Source organism: Niallia oryzisoli (genome assembly GCF_036670025.1).
GTDB classification, from domain to species: Bacteria; Bacillota; Bacilli; order Bacillales; family Cytobacillaceae; genus Bacillus_BD; species Bacillus_BD oryzisoli.
Window position 1 is genome coordinate 1052046 of sequence record NZ_CP137640.1, and the last position, 19553, is coordinate 1071598.

The 19553-nt window shown below is 36.6% G+C and carries 18 protein-coding genes, 1 pseudogene and 1 riboswitch; of the genes and pseudogenes, 8 read left to right on the forward strand and 11 right to left on the reverse strand.

What is annotated here, in order from left to right; all coding sequences use genetic code 11:
- Positions 1-243 precede the first annotated feature (243 nt).
- Entirely contained in the window at positions 244-1254 is a 1011-nt protein-coding gene (locus R4Z09_RS05310) for an AI-2E family transporter (RefSeq protein WP_338451304.1), read from the forward strand.
- A gap of 116 nt (positions 1255-1370) precedes the next feature.
- Here the strand turns inward: R4Z09_RS05310 and R4Z09_RS05315 are convergent, their stop codons facing one another.
- The gene (locus tag R4Z09_RS05315; RefSeq protein ID WP_338451305.1) at positions 1371-2264 is read right to left on the reverse strand and encodes a YitT family protein; all 894 of its coding nucleotides are present in this window, start codon (positions 2262-2264) and stop codon (positions 1371-1373) included.
- Positions 2265-2546: 282 nt separating this feature from the next.
- Positions 2547-2648: riboswitch (purine riboswitch) on the forward strand.
- Positions 2649-2746: 98 nt separating this feature from the next.
- Here R4Z09_RS05315 and R4Z09_RS05320 point away from each other — a divergent pair.
- A complete protein-coding gene (locus R4Z09_RS05320) occupies positions 2747-3496 on the forward strand; it encodes an NCS2 family permease (protein WP_338451306.1) in 750 nt (249 codons plus the stop codon).
- 62 nt (positions 3497-3558) lie between these two features.
- Here the strand turns inward: R4Z09_RS05320 and cydC are convergent, their stop codons facing one another.
- The 6 genes from cydC to R4Z09_RS05350 all read right to left on the reverse strand — a co-directional run bounded on the left by cydC (position 3559) and on the right by R4Z09_RS05350 (position 11588).
- Positions 3559-5295 (reverse strand): thiol reductant ABC exporter subunit CydC, encoded by a 1737-nt coding sequence (cydC, locus tag R4Z09_RS05325; RefSeq protein WP_338451307.1) that lies wholly within the window; start codon positions 5293-5295, stop codon positions 3559-3561.
- Positions 5296-7020 (reverse strand): thiol reductant ABC exporter subunit CydD, encoded by a 1725-nt coding sequence (gene cydD / locus R4Z09_RS05330; protein WP_338451308.1) that lies wholly within the window; start codon positions 7018-7020, stop codon positions 5296-5298.
- Entirely contained in the window at positions 7020-8033 is a 1014-nt protein-coding gene (cydB, locus tag R4Z09_RS05335; protein ID WP_338451309.1) for a cytochrome d ubiquinol oxidase subunit II, read from the reverse strand. The genes cydD and cydB overlap by 1 nt, the downstream gene beginning before the upstream one ends.
- Entirely contained in the window at positions 8020-9423 is a 1404-nt protein-coding gene (locus tag R4Z09_RS05340; RefSeq protein ID WP_338451310.1) for a cytochrome ubiquinol oxidase subunit I, read from the reverse strand. The genes cydB and R4Z09_RS05340 overlap by 14 nt, the downstream gene beginning before the upstream one ends.
- 298 nt (positions 9424-9721) lie before the next feature.
- A complete protein-coding gene (locus tag R4Z09_RS05345) occupies positions 9722-11101 on the reverse strand; it encodes a hemolysin family protein (RefSeq protein ID WP_338451311.1) in 1380 nt (459 codons plus the stop codon).
- Positions 11102-11165: 64 nt separating this feature from the next.
- Positions 11166-11588: a MerR family transcriptional regulator gene (locus R4Z09_RS05350; RefSeq protein WP_338453205.1), complete on the reverse strand. Its 423-nt coding sequence runs from the start codon at positions 11586-11588 to the stop codon at positions 11166-11168.
- Positions 11589-11829: 241 nt separating this feature from the next.
- Between R4Z09_RS05350 and R4Z09_RS05355 the strand changes: the two genes are divergently transcribed.
- Entirely contained in the window at positions 11830-12903 is a 1074-nt protein-coding gene (locus R4Z09_RS05355; protein ID WP_338451312.1) for an ATP-binding protein, read from the forward strand.
- 22 nt (positions 12904-12925) lie between these two features.
- On the opposite strand, the gene R4Z09_RS05360 is transcribed toward R4Z09_RS05355, so the two are convergent.
- Complete coding sequence (locus R4Z09_RS05360; RefSeq protein ID WP_338451313.1) at positions 12926-13492, reverse strand: GNAT family protein; 567 nt, start codon at positions 13490-13492, stop codon at positions 12926-12928.
- A 47-nt stretch (positions 13493-13539) separates the two neighbouring features.
- Positions 13540-14415 (reverse strand): cation diffusion facilitator family transporter, encoded by an 876-nt coding sequence (locus tag R4Z09_RS05365; protein ID WP_338451314.1) that lies wholly within the window; start codon positions 14413-14415, stop codon positions 13540-13542.
- Positions 14416-14645: 230 nt separating this feature from the next.
- On the opposite strand from R4Z09_RS05365, the pseudogene feoB reads away from it, so the two are divergent.
- Positions 14646-16331: pseudogene (gene feoB, locus R4Z09_RS05370) on the forward strand (ferrous iron transport protein B); the annotation flags it as partial.
- 17 nt (positions 16332-16348) lie between these two features.
- Positions 16349-16507 carry a FeoB-associated Cys-rich membrane protein gene (locus tag R4Z09_RS05375; RefSeq protein ID WP_338451315.1) on the forward strand — a complete coding sequence of 53 codons (159 nt, stop codon included), beginning with the start codon at positions 16349-16351 and terminating at the stop codon, positions 16505-16507.
- A gap of 361 nt (positions 16508-16868) precedes the next feature.
- On the opposite strand, the gene R4Z09_RS05380 is transcribed toward R4Z09_RS05375, so the two are convergent.
- Positions 16869-17069 carry an alpha/beta-type small acid-soluble spore protein gene (locus tag R4Z09_RS05380; RefSeq protein WP_338451316.1) on the reverse strand — a complete coding sequence of 67 codons (201 nt, stop codon included), beginning with the start codon at positions 17067-17069 and terminating at the stop codon, positions 16869-16871.
- 352 nt (positions 17070-17421) lie between these two features.
- Between R4Z09_RS05380 and R4Z09_RS05385 the strand changes: the two genes are divergently transcribed.
- A complete protein-coding gene (locus R4Z09_RS05385; protein WP_338451317.1) occupies positions 17422-17664 on the forward strand; it encodes a hypothetical protein in 243 nt (80 codons plus the stop codon).
- 49 nt (positions 17665-17713) lie between these two features.
- On the opposite strand, the gene R4Z09_RS05390 is transcribed toward R4Z09_RS05385, so the two are convergent.
- Entirely contained in the window at positions 17714-17902 is a 189-nt protein-coding gene (locus tag R4Z09_RS05390; RefSeq protein ID WP_338451318.1) for a hypothetical protein, read from the reverse strand.
- Between the two features lie 174 nt (positions 17903-18076).
- On the opposite strand from R4Z09_RS05390, the gene R4Z09_RS05395 reads away from it, so the two are divergent.
- The gene (locus R4Z09_RS05395; protein WP_338451319.1) at positions 18077-18430 is read left to right on the forward strand and encodes a YlbF family regulator; all 354 of its coding nucleotides are present in this window, start codon (positions 18077-18079) and stop codon (positions 18428-18430) included.
- A 140-nt stretch (positions 18431-18570) separates the two neighbouring features.
- Entirely contained in the window at positions 18571-19437 is an 867-nt protein-coding gene (locus R4Z09_RS05400; RefSeq protein ID WP_338451320.1) for a Cof-type HAD-IIB family hydrolase, read from the forward strand.
- Positions 19438-19553: the final 116 nt, after the last annotated feature.

Genomic DNA, 19553 nt, shown 5'->3' on the forward strand with positions numbered 1-19553 from the left:
TTCAAGTAGAATATATAGTAAGAAACTATACTTTCCGTATAACTTCCATCTGTTCATTATATCATAATGACATAATACCATATTGGTTATTCCATGAGTATCAGCTTGAAAAGGAATGTCTTTGTTTCTTGAATTTAGCTATACGGACGTATAAAAATGAGCTAATATTAAAATAACAAGATTGCTTTTACTTATTGTTTACGGGTAAGTAGTATAATAGGCATCATATGAAGGGGATCGAATATGAATGAACTTACAAAATTGTTACAAAATAAAGGATTAAAAAGAATTTTTATTTTCGTACTTATCGTTCTTATTTTAATCAGTATGAAAAGCATGATCAACTTTATTTTGCTTACGTTTATTTTCTCCTTTTTAATGGATCGTTTAGTAAGCTTTGTTACAAAAATAATACCGATTAATCGGAAGGTAACGGTATTAGTATCCTATACACTTATTGTTGGACTTTTATCATATGGAATTGTGAAATATTTACCAATTGTTATTGTTGAAATAACCGCATTAATCAAACAGGTTACCGCTTTTTATAAACAGCCTCAGGAAAATGCCGTTATGAATTATTTAGTCAGTTTGCTTGAGAAAAACCAAATTTCTCAATATTTGGAGCAAGGCCTGTCATTTGCGATTAGTTATTTCACTAATTTTAGCCAATTGGCATTACAAGTATTTCTCGCTCTGCTTCTAAGTTTGTTTTTCTTATTAGAAAAGCCTAGGCTGGTTACATTTACGCGAAAGTTTAAGAACAGCAAGCTGGCTGATTTTTATAATGAAATTGAATTCTTTGGCGGAAAGTTTGCCCGTACGTTTGGTAAGGTCATTGAAGCACAATTTATTATTGCAATTGTAAATTGTGTATTGTCGGTTATCGCGCTGTCTATTATGGATTTCCCGCAATTGTTTGGATTGGCTATTATGATTTTCTTCCTTGGGCTGATTCCAGTCGCAGGGGTTATTATTTCGCTTATTCCGCTTAGTCTGATTGCTTATACGATTGGCGGCTATATTCAGGTCGTGTATATTTTAATCACCGTTGCGATCATCCATGCAATTGAAGCCTATATCTTAAATCCAAAGCTTATGAGTTCAAAAACAGATCTTCCTATTTTTTATACTTTTATCGTGTTAATCTTCTCTGAGCATTTCTTTGGTGTTTGGGGATTAATCATTGGTATTCCTATTTTTGTCTTCTTACTTGATGTATTAGAGGTAACGCATCGTGAAGAAAAATATTGATAGAATAGAAAAAAGCTGAGGAATCTCAGCTTTTTTTTATTCTATGATTTAATTTAGTGTAGTTGAGCTGCGGGGGCTTATGACCCCGAGTCCCTGGGCAAGCCCCCTCCGCATCCTTAGTGTATTGCCCTCTTTTTGAATCTTCCTCCGCGGACTTCCGATATGTTTGCTACGGCGAGGAAAGCAGAAGGATCAATTTCTTCTACGATTGATTTTAACTTTGCTTCTTCTAACCTTGTGATGACACAGAATATGACTTTTTTGTCGTCTCCTGTGTATGCACCTTCACCTGTTAAATACGTAACACCGCGGCCTAAACGGGCTAAAATAGCTTCTCCGAGTACTTTATGATTGTCGCTGATAATCCAAGCAGATTTTGACTCATCAAATCCGATAATCATAATATCAATTACCTTATAGGCGATGAAATAAGCAATTAGTGAGTACATTGCCCGGTCCCAGCCAAATACAAAGCCTGCAATTCCAAAAATGAAAATATTAAAGAACATGACCACTTCACCAACAGAGAAAGGTAGTTTTTTATTGAGAAGAATGGCCATAATTTCTGTACCGTCCAATGACCCTCCGAAGCGAATAACGGTTCCTACACCAGCCCCTAATATAATCCCGCCAAATACGGTCGCTAATAGCAGGTCTTCTGTGAAAACAGGTACATTATGAAGTAAAGAGGTTGTGATTGAAAGAATTGTGATTCCTAAAAGAGTAGATAAAGCGAAGGTTTTTCCAATTTGCTTATATCCAATATAGAAAAATGGAATATTTAAGATAAAAATGAAAATTCCTAATTTCCAACTTGTTAAATGAGATAATATAATGGAGATCCCGACAATTCCGCCGTCAAGGATTCGATTGGGGACGAGAAATTCTTCAAGGCCTACACCCATTAACATAGCCCCGAGAATAATAAAGAAAGTTCTTTTTACAATTTGTGCTGCTGTTAACTTTTTATGGTTAGCGGCAGCAAGTAAATCCTGTGGTATTGATTCCATCCATTTTCCCCCTTTAATTATGTGAAAAGTCCCGATTACTATTTTCATTTATTCATATTTTATCATAAATCTACACATAATAATAAGGAGAAAGCCTTGAGTGGTTTTATTACTAATTTGCATGATGTTTCTATTTGATAATTAAAATTTATTATAATTTCCCGAATACATTAAAGAATTGACTGGTTAGAAAAGTGTCTGCTAGAATGGACGAAATTTTACTGATCAATCAGGCTCAGCGTGACAGGACGTGGCGGTTTTTAGTCGATGTTCCTCTAACGAGCCGCTTCCGCTTTTTATCCTTGTATATATTCAGAAATAAGGTCTGAATGTTTCTACTAAGCTGCCGTAAATAACTAAACTACAAGGAAATTTACTCTGATATCGTTATCTGATTAAATTTCATTTCAGCTGCAGCTGCGCATCGTATGTGTGGCTTTTTTTTATTTGTCTTATTTTTTTTTCATCATGGAGGAGACAGCATGAAAGAGTATTTTCAGTTTGTAAGTCGAAAAACAAATTATCGCCAGGAGACGATAGCCGGGTTCACAACCTTTTTATCAATGGCCTACATATTAGTAGTCAATCCTATCATTTTGAGTCAATCAGGAACGGATAAAGGTGCTGTTTTTACGGCAACTGCATTATCCGCTATTATTGGTTCTTTATTGATTGGTATTATTGCGAATTATCCCATCGGTATTGCTCCTAGTATGGGGTTGAATTCATTTTTAACATTTTCCGTCTGCATTGGTATGATTATTCCATGGCAAACCGCTTTAACCGGTGTTTTTGTGTCTGGAATTTTATTTATCATTTTAAGTTTATTAAAAATACGGGAAAAAATTATTAACATTATTCCTAAAGATTTAAAGCATGCCATTGTAGCAGGGATCGGTTTTTTTATTGCTTTTATCGGATTAAAAAATGGGGGATTGATTGTTGCTAATGAGGCAACCTTTGTTTCTATTGGTGATTTGAAATCAACAATTGTTGGAGCGTTAATGTCAATGGAAGTAAAGCAAATTGAATGGAATCATATCGAAATCGCAATCCCTGCATTTATTACGATTTTAATGATGCCACTTACATATAGTGTGGCAACTGGCATTGCTTTAGGTTTTATTCTTTACCCGATTACGAAAATTGCTCTTGGAAGAGGTCGCGAGATTCATCCAATCATGTACGGCTTATGTGTAGCTTTTATATGCTATTTTGTTTATTTAGTTTGATCTCATAAATGTTAAATAAAAAAGGGGCTGCCGCATCAGCCCCTTTTTATCATTAAATTTATTTACTCTAGATGCCCGCGGTCTAATAAATAAAGCTTGCGATAGCGCTCATTTATCTTTAATAATTCTTCATGTGAGCCATGCATTGTAATAGTTCCTTTATCAATAAAAAATATCTGGTTCATTTTTTCAATCCCAATGAGGTGATGGGTGACCCAAATAACAGTTTTATCTTTGAGTGCTGAAAAAATGGTTGCCAGTAAGTACCTCTCTGTTTGTGGATCCAGCCCGACTGTTGGTTCGTCTAAAATGACGATCGGAGTATTCTTTAAAAGAATTCTTGCTAATGCAATCCTTTGTCTTTCGCCGCCGGAAAAACGTTGCCCGGTCTCTTCCATTTGTGTATCTAAACCATTTGGAAGTGAATGGATGTATTCATCAAGTTTAACCTGTTTAATCACGGTTTCGATTTCTTCATCGGTTGCCATTTGGTTCCCCAGGCGAATGTTATTCTTGACACTGGTTGCAAATAAATATGGCTTTTGATTTAACACACTAATCATTTCAAAAATATTCTCGCCGTAGTATTTTGGCTCGTGCTTGTTAATTGCAATAGTTCCCGCAGACGGAGTAATAGCTCCAAGTAATAATTGAATTAACGTTGACTTTCCTGCCCCGCTTTTTCCCAAAATAGCTATTTTATCCCCATGAGGAATAGAAAGGGTAATCCCCTGCAGTGCATCCTCATGTTCATGTTCATAACGATAATTAAGATTTTTTATATCTACATGGGCTGATTCAGAAATAGGTGCAGTTCCTGTATCATGGCTGGAATCTTCCGGAACATACTTGCTTATTGACTCAAGCCGCTGCATTGATTCAAGATAGGTTGGAATGCGTTCTATTGCGTTTGAAATTGGCACTAATCCTTCAACGATTGGAAGGGTCACCAGTGTAAACGCTGCAATATAGGTAGGTGCAATTTCTCCAGCCTGTGCTTGATTACCAGCCCAAACCCCTACAGAGATCAGAATCAAGCCCGTAATGATTTGCAATTGAAAGGTACGTGTTTGATTCCAATGGCGCAGCTTTTTATCAATCCGATTATTAGCCTGACTGTCAGCAGAAAATTTACTAATAAAAAGCTCCTTCTGCCCACTGATGATCCAATCCCCCAATCCGAAAATGGCATCTGTTAAGGTCTGATAAAGAAGGCTGCGAATTTTCTTTTGCTCAATTTGCCGTTTTTTTAGCAGATAAAGTGAGAAGAGGGGATAAACGATAATAATAATACTTAAACAAAAAGCAATCCATAAGGCAAAAACCCAATCAAATAATGCTAGTGAGAAAATGGTTGCAACAAATAAAAACAATCCAATAAAGGTTGGGAGAATGGTTCGAACATATACATCCTGCAGATGTTCAATATCATCTGCTAAAGTCCCAAGTAAATCCCCTGTTTGAAATCGAGAGCGGATAAATAGTGCTTGCGGCTCTAATAGTCCGTATAGCTTAACGCGCATTTGCGAAAGAATTTTTAATACAGCATCATGTCCGATTAGACGTTCGATGTAATGGGTCACAGCACGCAATATACCAAACGTACGAACTAATACAACAGGTACATAAACGAGCAAAATATTTTCAGGTCTTTGTGCTGTCCGCGAGATTAAATAACCAGAAGTAAAGGTGAGCATGGAAGCACCGATGACAGTTAAGACGCCAAAAAGAATTGCTAACAGGATAGACTTTCTAAATTGTTTTATATAAGGAAAGATATATAATTGAAAGAGCCTCACTCAAGCCATTCCTCCTCTCTGAGCTTGGATTAGTTGAAAATAAGCACCATTGTTTGCGTATAATTCATCATGTGTGCCGGCTTCAGCAATTCGTCCGTCCTCAATGACAAAAATGATGTCCATTTCACGCATCCAGTGTAGACGGTGGGTGGCGAAAAACACTAGTTTATGATCTAATAGCGGTAAAATCATTTCCTTAATTTCATGCTCTGTTTCAATATCTAAGTGGGCAGTCGGCTCATCAAACAACATGATTGGTCTTTCTTGTAGTAAAGAGCGTGTCAATGCAATCCTGTGTTCTTCACCGCCGCTCAAAACTCGTCCGCCTTGACCAATTCTTTCTTCCAATCCATTCGGCAGGCGTTTAATTAATTCAGTCAATCCTGTTATTTTAATTGCTTCCTCAATTTTTTCTTTTGCTGTATCAGGTGCATAGAGGCTGACATTTTCCGCGACAGTTCCGGAAAAGATATATGGATGCTGCGGTATATAAATCAGCTGTTCCTGCCAGCCCTGAATAGAGAAACTCTCCAATCTCGTTTGATCCACTGTCATGGAACCACTTGTTGGTGAAGTAAATCCAGATAATAAATCAATCAATGTTGATTTACCTGCACCAGAAGCACCGATAATACCAACCTTTTGATATCCTTTGACTTGAAAACTTACATCCTTGAGGATTACTTTATTCTCCGCATCTGATTTTTTATTTAAGTGGTGGACTGTAAGAATACTTTGCGCTTTCCATTTAGGAACAGATGTAGTAATAGGCTGCGCATTGGATGATTTGACAGCTAACAGATTATGAATATGTTTTCCGGTATCTTTCCCATCCATGGTAGCATGGTAATCATTCCCCAAATCACGGATCGGCTGAAAGTATTCCGGTGCTAAAATTAACAGTGTTAAGGCAGTTTGTAATCCCATTACACCATCAATCAATCTAAGTCCAAGTTCGACTGCAACAACTGCAACTGAAAGACTTGAAAAGAAGTCCAATGAAAAGGTGGATAAAAATGCAATTCGTAACGCCCGGTTTGTGGCAATTCGATATTTATTGCTGACACTTTCAATTGCTGTTTGATGAGATTTGCTTTTTCCTAAATATTTTAAAGTCAACAGACCTCGTAACGAGTCCACAAAATGGCGGGAGAGTAATTGATAACTGCTCCACTGTGCTTTTGCATGCTTTTGAGCAACAAGCCCTAATAAAATTAAAAAGGCAATCAAAATAGGCATGGTTAAGGTAAGGACAATACCTGAAATTAAGTCCTCATTAAATACATAAATAAGCAGGACGACGGGTATACAAAACATTGAAATAGCACGGGGGATAAAAAGCTCCAAATATGTACGGAAATTAGGGATGCCTTCTAAAGCGAGAGTAATCATATTTCCCGACCCGTTTGTTCCTATTCCACGCGGACCTAATTCAAATAGCTTACGAATAAGTAGGAATTGAATATTAGAGGAAGTTCTTTCAGCAAAATGAAAGGAAAGTCTTCCTTTTAACCATTGAATAAGATGTCGAAAAACAAACGTACCGGCAAAACCTAAAAAATAGGGAAGGACAGCTGTTGCTGCTGTCCCATTAAACATTTTCGTAATTGCAGAGGCTAAAAATACAGCTTGAAAAATCGTCACAATTCCTTGACCGATAGTCAGTATAGCGACTAAAACCATATGGGTTTTGCTGCCTTTATAACTGAAAAGATGTTTATCCATTAATATTCTAGATGCTCCTTATGTGTTACTCGTTTGCGGAATACGTAATAGCTCCAAATTGTGTAGGCAAGAACAATTGGTACCATTGTAAAGGCAATGATCGTCATTAGTTTCAAGGAGTATTCGCCAGACGCTGCATTATACACGGTTAGGTTATTAGCAATATCTGTAGAACTGATCATCACATTAGGGAACAATGCGATAAAGAATGCTGCCATAACAAGAATTAAGATTAAGCCGGTTGTTGCAAAACTGAAGCCTTCTTTCTTGTTTTTTAATAAAGGATAGAGTGCTAAATAAAGGACAATCGCAAGTGCGTATAATGGAATAAGCACTGCTCCTCTATCAGTAAAAGCATTTGTATAAACTCCTGTTAGGGCAACGAATAATACAATGACAACTGCACAGGCAAGAAATAGTTTCTTTGCTTGATCACGCGAACGCTCTCTAATGCTGTCTGTTGTTTTTAGTGAGATGAACATTAAGCCATGCATATAGGTTAATAATACAAAGGCAACTCCGCCAACAACTGTATAAACGTTAACAATGTCAAAGAATCCGGCAGTCATATTCATATCCTGATCGATAGGTACACCCTTTATGAGGCTTGTAAATAAGACACCTAATAAAAATGGTGGCAGGATACTTCCAAGGAAAATGGACCAATCCCACGTTTTTTTCCATTTAGCTGAGTTCATTTTTTCTCTGAATTCAAAAGCAACGCCACGAGCGATTAAGGCTAAGAGTAATACGACAAATGGCAGGTAATAACCGCTGAATAATGTTGCATACCAGTGCGGGAACGCAGCAAACATCGCACCGCCTCCGGTAATCAGCCAAACTTCGTTTGCATCCCAAAAAGGTCCAATCGTATTAATCAGTACGCGTTTTTCAATCTCATTCTTTGCAAGGAATTTTGTGCTCATTCCAACTCCAAAGTCAAATCCTTCTAAGAAGACAAATCCGACAAATAAAACTCCGATAAGTATGAACCATATCTCACTTAGTTGCATGTGCTATGCCCCCTTCACTGAAAGGATCTGAGTCTTTAATATCATCTTTTTGTTTTTCTTGTGGTCCCTGTTTAATGATTCTTATGAATAATACGACCATTGCAATGGCCAGTAATGTATAAACCAATGTAAAGGCTACCAGTGAAAATAATACTGAGCCGGCAGATACAGCTGGTGATACAGCATCAGAAGTTCTCATTAATCCGTTTACAATCCATGGCTGACGGCCAATCTCTGACATAATCCAACCTGCTGTATTTGCAATAAATGGAAAGAATAGAGATGCAACCATTAGTTTCAGCATCCAAGTTTTATTTTCCAGCGTACCACGGCGTCTCATATACAAACCAATTAAACTTAAGAGAACAAGTACACCACCAAGACCTGCCATGATTCTGAAATTCCAGAAAGTTGTTTTGACAGGTGGAATATAATTTCCTGGTCCGTATAATTTCTCATACTCAGCTTGAAGGGTATTCATTCCTTCTACTTTTCCTTTAAAGTCACCATATGCCAGAAAACTCAAAGCATAAGGGATTTCAAGACTCATTATTGTTTCTTTATTCTCTGTATCAATATTAGCTATGACTGTCCATGCCGCTGGATCGCCGCTGTCTTCCCACAATCCTTCTGCTGCAGCCATTTTCATAGGCTGTTCACCCATTAAATATTGGGATTGGGAGTGACCGCTGAAGGCAATACCAAGGCTGGATACTAATCCAATAATAAGTCCAATTGTAATGGAACGTCTAAAAAATTCTAAATCTCGTTTTTTCAAGAAGTTGTATGCACTGATACCAACAACAAAGAATGCGCCGGTTGCTAAAGCTCCAAAGATAACATGGGGAAATGCAACCAATAATTTTGGATTTGTAATAACTGCTATGAAATCTGTTGTTTCGGCACGGCCGTTTTGGATCGCATAGCCGACAGGGTTTTGCATGAATGAGTTAGCCGTTAGAATCCAAAAGGCTGAAATCATCGTTGAAATAGATACGAGCCAGATGGAAGCTAAGTGAACCTTTTTAGGCAGCTTATCCCATCCGAAAATCCATAATCCAATAAATGTTGATTCAATGAAAAATGCAAGTAAAGCTTCAATAGCCAAAGGAGCACCGAATACGTCTCCCATAAAACGGGAATAGCTGGACCAGTTCATTCCAAATTGGAATTCCTGGATAATTCCTGTAACAATCCCGACGGCGAAATTAATGAGGAAAAATTTGCCCCAAAATTGCGCCATTTTTTTGTAGACTTCTTTTTTCTTAACTAGATACATTGTTTGCATGATGGCAATGATAAACGCAAGACCAATTGATAATGGCACGAAAATAAAGTGAAAAACGGTTGTTGCTGCAAACTGTATACGAGCGAGTATAAGCGCCTCCATTACTTTTTCCCTCCTGGCATAATTGTCATTTTCTACCTTTACTATAGCAAAAAGGGATTGTGACTTTGTGAACATTTTGGGGATATATTTTTACAAATTTGGTAATCTGATACAAAAGTGACCATTATAATTGACAATTATACTTTTAACGCGAAAATAGTGGAGGAAAGGCAAAAAAAAACCTTCTCTTGTCAAAAATAAGAGAAGGTTTTTTATATATTAATATATCATTAATAGTTTTTTTAGAATAAGTTAGGAAGCGTTGCAAAAGAAAAAATTGTGAATTTTTCTTAACTTTTTAGGATATTGCTTCCGACTTAGTTAACGGTACAGAGGAATGCAGCTCTCTGTCTTCATATGTTGGACGTTCATTATCCTCATGAATTTGTGTTTTTGTCACTTCTACATATTTGATATGGTGATCTTCCATATCGATAATTTTAAAGGCATATGAATCAAAGTTGATGACATCGCCTTGTTTGGCTTCATAATTTTCGGTTAAAATCCAGCCGCCTATTGTATCAATATCTTCGTCATCAATATCTAGTCCAAGCAAGTCATTTACTTCACTTACAAGTACCTTTGAATCGATGATAAAATGATCATCTTCAAGTTTTCGGATTTCTGGAATTTCATCCGTATCAAATTCATCACGAATCTCTCCGACAATCTCTTCAATAATATCTTCAACGGTAACTAATCCTGATGTTCCGCCATATTCATCCATTAAGATTGCCATATGGATACGTTCTTTTTGCATTTTTACAAGTAAATCATGAATCGGAGCTGTTTCAATTACTTTAATAATTGGTCGAATATACGATTCAAGTGTTTTAGCGTTTAAATCCTTAAATTCTAAAATATCTGTCATTAACTCTTTTAAATTAATCATTCCAATTATATGATCTTTATCGCCATCCATAATCGGATAGCGTGTGAACTTTTCAACATGTATGATGGACAAAAATTCCTCTAACGTTTGATCCTTTGATAAGGATACAATTTCAGTTCTAGGAACCATAATTTCTTTTGCAATCCGATCATCGAATTCAAATATTTTATTTACATACTTAAACTCAGATTGGTTGATTTCGCCATTTTTATAGCTTTCTGACAAGATGATTCGCAGCTCTTCTTCTGAATGTGCCAATTCATGTTCTGAAACGCGCTTTAGTCCGAAAATACCTGTAATCAAACGAGCAGAACCATTTAAGATCCAGATAAAAGGGAACATTACACGGTAGAACAGGATAAGTGGTTTTGCAGTAACTAATGTAACCCATTCAGCTTTTTGAATGGCAACTGTTTTAGGCGCAAGTTCTCCAACCACTACGTGCAAAAAGGTCATAATCGCAAAGGCTAGGGCGATCGAAAGAACTGACGTTAACGACTCCGGAATGTTTAAAAAGGCTAATAGCGGATGCAAGATATGTTCGAATGTTGGTTCACCAAGGGCACCAATACCGAGAGCAGTCATCGTAATCCCCAATTGGCAGGCTGATAAATATTCATCCAAATTGGTTATGATCCTTTTTGCAGCTATGGCGTTTTTATTTCCCTCTTCAATTAACTGATCAATTCTGGAACTTCTCACTTTAACAATAGCAAATTCAGAAGTAACAAAAAATGCTGTCAAAGCAATCAAAATGGCTATAATAACCAAGTTTAATATGTCCAAATAGATTTCCTTATCCTGTTAGAAACAGGAAAGGAGTCACCTCCTGATAACTTTAAAAATGGTATTAACTTGTTATTCTTACCAGGGATGCAATCAGAGCCGTACCTTCTTCATTCAACTTTTTTGACATTGGATCTTTTTTGTACTTACTGATAACAGGTAAAAGTACAGAAAGATCATTTTTTAGTTGTTTGATTTGATTTGTAACAGTCTCCACTTGTTTTTCCACATCCCTGTCTTCTAGCTCAATATGTTTATTTAATTCTAACTTTCTCTTAATCTCATGAAGCGGAAGATGCAATTTCTTATATTCTTCAATCAATTTAAGGTCTTCCAATGCTTCTTCAGGATAAATTCTGTAATTACTGTTAGAACGTTGTGCCTGTAACAATCCTAAGCTAGTATAATAGTCAATTGTTCTTTTTGAAACGTTTGCTAAATTTGCTAATTCTCCAATCCGATAAACTGCCCCATCATACCACCTCAGTTCATTTTATTATTTTTTTAATTATACGGTAACCCAAACTATACAGTCAAACGTTACGGTTAAAAGGGTTTTATTGTAATTATATGAGGGAAGCATTGGTCATATGAATATTTTAAATTTAAATAAAAACAATCTAATATCTAAGACATATTTCCTATTAAAATAGTAGAAAATATCATTGTCTTTTATGGGAATATTCAGTAAAATTTAATAAAGCATGATGTTTAAGGAGGGGTGATGATTGGGAGTACCGGAAGTAGGAAAAATAAGCCATTTCGTCGAGGAGAAAACTGGACAAAATATGGTAAATGATCAGTCACATTTCATTATGAACCTTTCTTTAGACGGCATCATTACATACATAACCAAAAATGTAATAATGGTGCTGGGATACGAGTCGCGGGAGTTAATCGGAACCCATATACGTGATATCATGCATCAAGAAGACAACCAAAGAGTAATGAACGAATGGAGTATAAGAAAAGAAGAAATCAGTAAACTGACCTATCGAATGAAAAAAAAAGACGGAAAATATCTTACGGCAGAATCCACAACCACACACATCAGTCATTCTGCTCCCGAAATCCCTGAGGGGATTATTTGTTTTATAAGAGATGTTGCATCAGATAGAAATGAAGCTGAAAACATGATGGTTGAAACGGAGAAGCTAAAGGTTGCCGGACAATTGGCTGCCGGAATTGCGCATGAAATTAAAAATCCATTAACGAGTATTAAAGGGTTTATTCAGCTAATGAAAGCAGATGAATATCCGAATAAAAAGTATTTAGAAATAATGGAAGATGAAATTCACCGACTTGATATCATTTCGAATGAACTGTTGGTTCTTGCAAAACCACATAAACATAAAGTGAGTGTCCAAGATTTAATACAAATAGTAAAAGAAGTGATCTTTTTACTGGAAGCAGAGGCAGTAAAAAAAAGCATTCAAATTAAAAGTGTCATTGAAGACCAGAAGCTGATGATTCTATGTGATATCCATAAAGTGAAACAAGTACTAATAAATATTTTGAAAAATGCCATTGAAGCCATGGATCAAGGAGTCATAACTATTCACATGTCTAAAAACGAAAATAATGCCCTAGTGTCTGTGATTGATGAGGGCTGTGGTATTCCTGATGAGTACTTAGATCATTTGGGAAAACCGTTTTTTTCAACTAAAGCAACGGGGAATGGGCTTGGTTTGATGATTTGCCAGAAAATTATTTCTGAGCACGGGGGAAATATTTCAGTCCAATCAACTCAAATGCAGGGAACGACCTTTACTATTACGATTCCAATGATAAAAGGGAATTAAAAAAAGCTGCCATGCAGCTTTTTTATCCTTTTAGCGGATATTCCTTTTGTTGCAGCCATTCATTGTAAAGGATTCCGTATACAACCAGGTCATGATAGTGGTCATAAAGAAATTCACCATCCCGTATTAATCCTTCTCTTTTGAACCCGAGTCGTTCGGGAATGGCACGACTTTTCATATTAAACTCACCACAGCGGACTTCTAAACGGTGAAGATGAAGATGGAAGAAAACATAATTGAGAACAGCTTGAACTGATTTTGTCATAATTCCTTTTCCCTCAAAGCCTTCTCCCAGGTAGTAGCCGATGCTTGTTTGTTTATTATACCAATCAATGGAATGAAGACTAATGACCCCTGCTAGTTTCTTTTTGTAACGAATTCCTGCATGGAATCCATTATGATCGGCATATTGCTTTAGCCATGAAGGAATGATGGTATGGAATTGAAGTGATGAGTAAATATTGTCAACCCATGGAAGCCATTGTCTTAAATGCTCTCGATTATTATCTACAAGTTGGAATAATTGTAAACTATCTTGAAGCTGAAGTAACCTTAGTTCAATATCATGATCTACTTTTAATTTGAACATATCCCCAAACTCCTTTAAAAACAGTTTCCCCAGTTTAGCTTCCTGTCTTATTTAATATATTGATATGGTTCAATGTGTATTAATGATCTTGTCACATGGTGCTCGTGTTTAAGCTGTTCTTCAATTTCTTCTGTTATTGCATGGCTTTCAATGACATTTAGATGGGGATCAACAGAAATCGTTGCATCAACAAGTATTTGGTTTCCCTGCATCCTTGCTTTAACGGCAATTACCTGTTTGACACCGGCAGTATGGACAATAGTATCCTCGATTCGGCATAGAAGGTTTGTATCAAATCCATCTGTTAGAGCATGCGACGATTCACGGAATATTTCCCATGCTGTTTTGCAGATGATGATACTGACTACGATTGCTGCTAGAACATCAAGAAAAGCAATTCCAATATGGGTGCCGACTATACCGACAAAGGCTCCTATACTTACTAATGCATCTGATCGGTTATCGTATGCAACTGCCTTAATAGAAGGACTATTAATTTTTTTACTCAAATTAAGATTATATAATGATACTGCATACATAATGATGGCACAAAAAAGGGCAGTCCAAGCGGAGAGCCAATCCGGTTTCACTGTTTGGTCACGAAAGACATTTCGAATCCCATCAACCATCACTTGTAACCCAATGGTCAGCATGATAAAGGCAGCTATAAGAGAGGCAATTGACTCAGCGCGGTAGTGTCCGTAAGAATGGTCATCATCAGGCGGCTTTTGTGAGATTTTCAGACCTATTAAAACGGCAATTGATGAAATAACATCTGTAGTGTTATTTAATCCGTCTGCGGTCAGACCTTCTGATTGACCTATGTTGCCGACATAGAGTTTTACTGCCGCTAGAATAATATATGTAAAAATACTAATCCAAGCACCTTTTTCTGCTAATTTTAATTGGGTGTTTGTTTCCATTCATAATATCCTCCAGCAATTTCCTATCTTACTAAAAGATTAGCAAAAAAGAAGTGAGTGGGTCTACAGAAACATTGTAGCATCGGGGAATGTCTATTGAATTAGTTGAAAAAAGTTTCCTATTGGAAAATATAACAATAAATTAGAATAGTAACATCTATCACTTTCTACTTTTCTATAAAATTTCATATTTTTGTTTTAGAAAGGATAATCATTCTCAATTAGTTACAATCGGGTTAAATATGATGGATGTTGCAAAACAACGTGGAGTTCATGTGGATGTAAATCAACTATCCGCTAAACTGGGAGTTCAGGTCGTCCCAATTATTGCACGGTCTGGAAAGGGATGTAAGGAACTGGCACATACGATCATTACAAAAAATTCTCCCGATTCGCCATTACTACTTGTTGATTATGGCAAGGAAATTGACGATGCAGTTAATAAATTAGAAAAGTTGTTCAAAGGAAGTAAAGCGCTTTCATATAGATGGCTGATGCTTCAGCTGCTTGAGGGTAATCAATATGTCAAATCATTCTTAGCAGAATCGATCAAGCTTGATGCAATAAATGAACTTGTTCACGAGGTTGAGGTAAACTTAAAATTGAATTATGACGTCAGTTCTGTCGAACAATACATTTACCGGCGCCGCAGTGAGTTCATTGATTCGGTTCTGGAGGCAGCAGTTGTATGCTCCAACGAGAATAAAGTTCATTTAACAGATAAGGTGGACCGGATTATTACCAATCGTATTTTGGGAATTCCAATCTTTTTATTATTGATGTATCTCATGTTCATGCTGACATTTGATTGGCTCGGCTTCCCGTTATCTGATCTACTCGATGCTTTAATCTCAGGACCAATAACGGATGGAATTGATTCATTGTTATCCTTATTGGGTGCTTCTGCATTTATTCATGATTTAATTATTGAAGGAATTGTTGCTGGTGTTGGCGGAGTGCTCGTGTTTGTGCCGCAAATTTTTATTTTGTTCTTTTTTATCTCGCTCTTGGAAGACTCTGGATATATGGCAAGGGTAGCCCTTGTAATGGACCGAATTATGGAGTCGGTCGGTTTAAATGGAAAAGCATTTATCCCAATGATTATCGGGTTTGGCTGTAATGTGGCGGGCGTTATGGCGGCAAGAACCATTGAGACACCAAAGGAAAGATTATTAACCATTTTGTTAACACCGTTAATGTCATGCTCAGCACGTTTACCGGTGTATGCCTTGTTTGTTGGTGCTTTCTTTGTAAAAAATAAAGCATTAGTGGTTTTGGGATTATATGTTCTTGGTATTGTATTAGCATTAAGTTTAGCTTTGCTTTTCTCAAAAACAATTTTAAAAGGAGAAAACACCCTATTTGTGATTGAACTGCCTCCATGTCGTATGCCGCAGGGACAAACTCTATGGAGAAGTACTTGGGAAAAAGGCAAAGGCTTTATTCGTAAAGCAGGAACATTTATCTTTGCGGGTTCCGTTTTGATATGGCTCTTATCATATATGGGCCCAGGCGGGCTTAATGTGGCAATGGACCAAAGCTTTTTAGCAAGTATCGGCGGAATTTTTGCTCCGCTGTTACTTCCAATTGGTTTTGGTACATGGCAGGCAGGGGCATCATTATTGACAGGATTTCTTGCAAAGGAAGCAATTATCTCCACAATGAATATCATTTATTTTGTTCCGGATGAAGCTTCATTACAGGGTCTGCTGGCAGCCCAATTTACACCTTTGGCAGCCATTAGTTTTATGGTATTTATTTTGCTTTATATACCTTGTTTAGCAACAGATGCAACCATTTATAAAGAAACTGAATCGAAGAAATGGACTGCATTTTCAATTGGATATGCACTTATATTAGCTTATATCATGTCGTTTTTGATTTATCAGGGTGGGACCTTGATTGGCTTAGGATAAGAAAAGAGGCGGAAAAAATGATTGCAAATATATTAATTGGTGCAGCTATTTTTGGATATGCAGGCTGGGCTCTCGTACGACATCTTAAAAAATCTAAAGAAGGCGAATGCAGCTCTTGCAGCTCTGGATCATCCTGTTCCGGTTGTTCAAGTGAAGTAAAATCAAATTTAAAATAAAGAGGTTGTCCTTTGGACATCCTCTTTATTTTTATGCAGTGTGGTATTGCTCTTATATATGATATTGGTCACGGAAAGTTCAAAATTTTGACAAATAGTATTGTGTAAAAATAATAACTAGTGGCATTTTTTGTGTTATTTTGAAAGTGTAATTATCTTAAGTTGTTGGGAGGGGAAGGGCAACATGGAACAATTCTCAATTACGTTAGCAATTGCAAGTATTATGGTATTAGGTTATTTTATAGGAAATATCATTGCTAAAAAAGCTTAAGACAAGTAATTATCCATTTCGAAAGGGCCCCCTTCCAGGAAGAGGACCCTAATCCATTTTATTAAATTGTTCTAAATATGAACTTTCTTCTTATCGTATACCGCCTAATTGTTGTTCAGCCATTTGAACAAGTCGTTTTGTAATTTCTCCTCCAACAGATCCGTTGGCACGAGAAGTTGTGTCTGCTCCAAGGTTCACGCCAAACTCATTAGCGATCTCGTACTTCATTTGATCTAAAGCTTGTTGTACTCCAGGAACTAATAATTGGTTTGAAGAATTGTTGTTTGCCACGATGTGCACTCTCCTTCAGTAAGTTTTTTTGGTGGACTATTTTGGAATTGAACCAAATTGATATATATCAAGCAGCCAAGCATAGTCCATAAAGGTTAAATTAATTTCATAAATGATATTTGATTGGTTAAGCTATTGAAGTAGCTTTTTTTTGTTGCGGTGTGTTGCTTTGTAATCATTATTATGGTTAAAAGATCAAAAGCTATTCGTTACAAAACAACGGTAATTATTCCCTTTTTTTTAAGTATATTTTCTGATGAATACCAAGGTAAAACACACGCAAATTAATGATATAAGAAATTCTTAAACGAAAAGGATGTATGTAATAAAACATCTTCGGAGGGTGAACAACATGGGAATTTGCCCAGTGTGTAATGGATTTGAAGAGCTTAGAATAGAATGTCCGACATGTGGTGCAGCTGCAACGGACAGAGGACGAATGATGGATTTCTATGATGATTATAGTGCATATATGCCGATTGATCAAATGAAGCTGGAGGATGGTTACCGTGATGATTTAGTAAAAGAACAGTGTCCGCATTATATGAAATGTGACAATTGCGGATATGAAACGGCCTATTTCATTCAGGAGTAATAAATAAAGAAGCGGGGCTGTCCCATGTGACAGCCCCGTATACAAAGTGCTATGCTTGCGCATTGTTCGGCAGGGTTTCCGGTTCTATATCGCGTGCTTCTTCAATATTTGTTTCATTATTAATCATATCCACAGATCCACCAGAAAGACCTTCATTGATCATTCGATCAATATCTAGATATGCCTTATCTTTCCCTTCAAAATGACTATCCTCTTTAAAATCCTTATTGTTTTTCATTAGATTCATTCCCTTCTCGAGTAATCTATAAATAGAGTCCCTGATTTCAATGCATGTCATTCAGAAAACAAAGTGTTTTAATATTCCGCCAAAAGGTCAAAACTGGTTTCATGTTGATGATTTAACACATCTTTTGGTATAGTTAAGTGATTGTTAAAATAAAGGAGTGGAAACATGTCTGTAAATTTACATGATAGTGCCTATGAACTAGAGAAAGCACTTCGAAATAGCGATGAATATAAAACATTAAAAAGGTTATATGATGAAGTGAATGCGGATCCATCATCAAATCAATTGTTTGAAAAGTTTCGTAATATGCAATTACAAATGCAGCAGAAGCAAATGATGGGGCAGGATATTTCGCAGGAAGAGATTGCCCAAGCACAAATCATTGTTACCGATGTACAGAAAAACGAAAAAATTTCAAAGCTCATGGATGCTGAACAGCGCATGAGTATGATCGTACAAGAATTAAATCAAATCATCGTTAAACCGTTGGAAGAACTTTACGGTTCTGTTGAAAAATAAAGTGTTAAAAGGAGAAGATCTGTTTGGTGATCTTCTTTTTCTATGTCCTCTTTCTTAGAAGTCTTTATTGGTTCTATTCCTTTTCTTTTTTCATATTTTTAAGTAAAGGGATATTTCATCAAGAATAGGGGGACATGAACATGATCTATCGAATGCTTGCGCTTAATATTGATGGAACGCTGCTTCAGACCAATGGTAAAATCCATAAATCAACAAAAGAAGCGATTGAGTATGTCCAGCAAAAAGGCATCTATGTAACCCTTGTCACTTCAAGAACTTTCGCTTCAGCCAAAAAAGTAGCGAAAGCATTAAAACTAGATAGCATTTTAATCACGCATACAGGAGCTTATATTGCTAAGGAAATAGGAAAGCCTGCTCATGCGGCCAGAATACAAGAAAATATTACTTATGATTTAGTTCGTTTATTAGAAGGGTTTCCTTGTCAAATCAGACTGGTCCATGAAAATTATTCATTGGCAAATAAATATAAACTAAATCATAATTTGCTTGCTAAAACCGTATTTACTACGGGTGATCCTGTTTTTTATTCGCAGCAGTTCGTTGATTCGATTGGTGATACAATCATTGATGAACCGGCTAATCCTTCAAGCGTTGAAGTATACTTTGAATACAAGGATGATCTAAGGGACGTTCAGGAAGCAATCCAAAGAATGTTTACAGAAGTTGATTGTATGTCATTAAATGAGCTAAGGCTTGATATCGTCCCAACAAGGGTTTCCAAACTAAATGGACTATTGTATCTAGCTGAACGATTGGGTATTTCCAGAAACGAAATTGTTTGTATTGGCGATGATATTGATGATATCGAAATGATTGAAGCTGCAGGACTTGGTGTGGCAATGGGAAATGCTCCCGTTGAAGTCAAACGGGCAGCCGACTGGATTACCCGCTCGCAAAATCAACAAGGGGTCGCCTATATGGTGAAGGAACATTTTCGTAAGCAGCATCCGATTGAGTTTTTGCGGAAAATGAATATTATTAAATAAAAGAGATCAAGAAGCTTGGGAATCCAAGCTTTTTTTGTGTCCTGCAGTAGCATTTTTTTCCGTTCTTGACCTTGCTATAACGATTCTGTACACTTATAACAGTTTATATTGAAAAG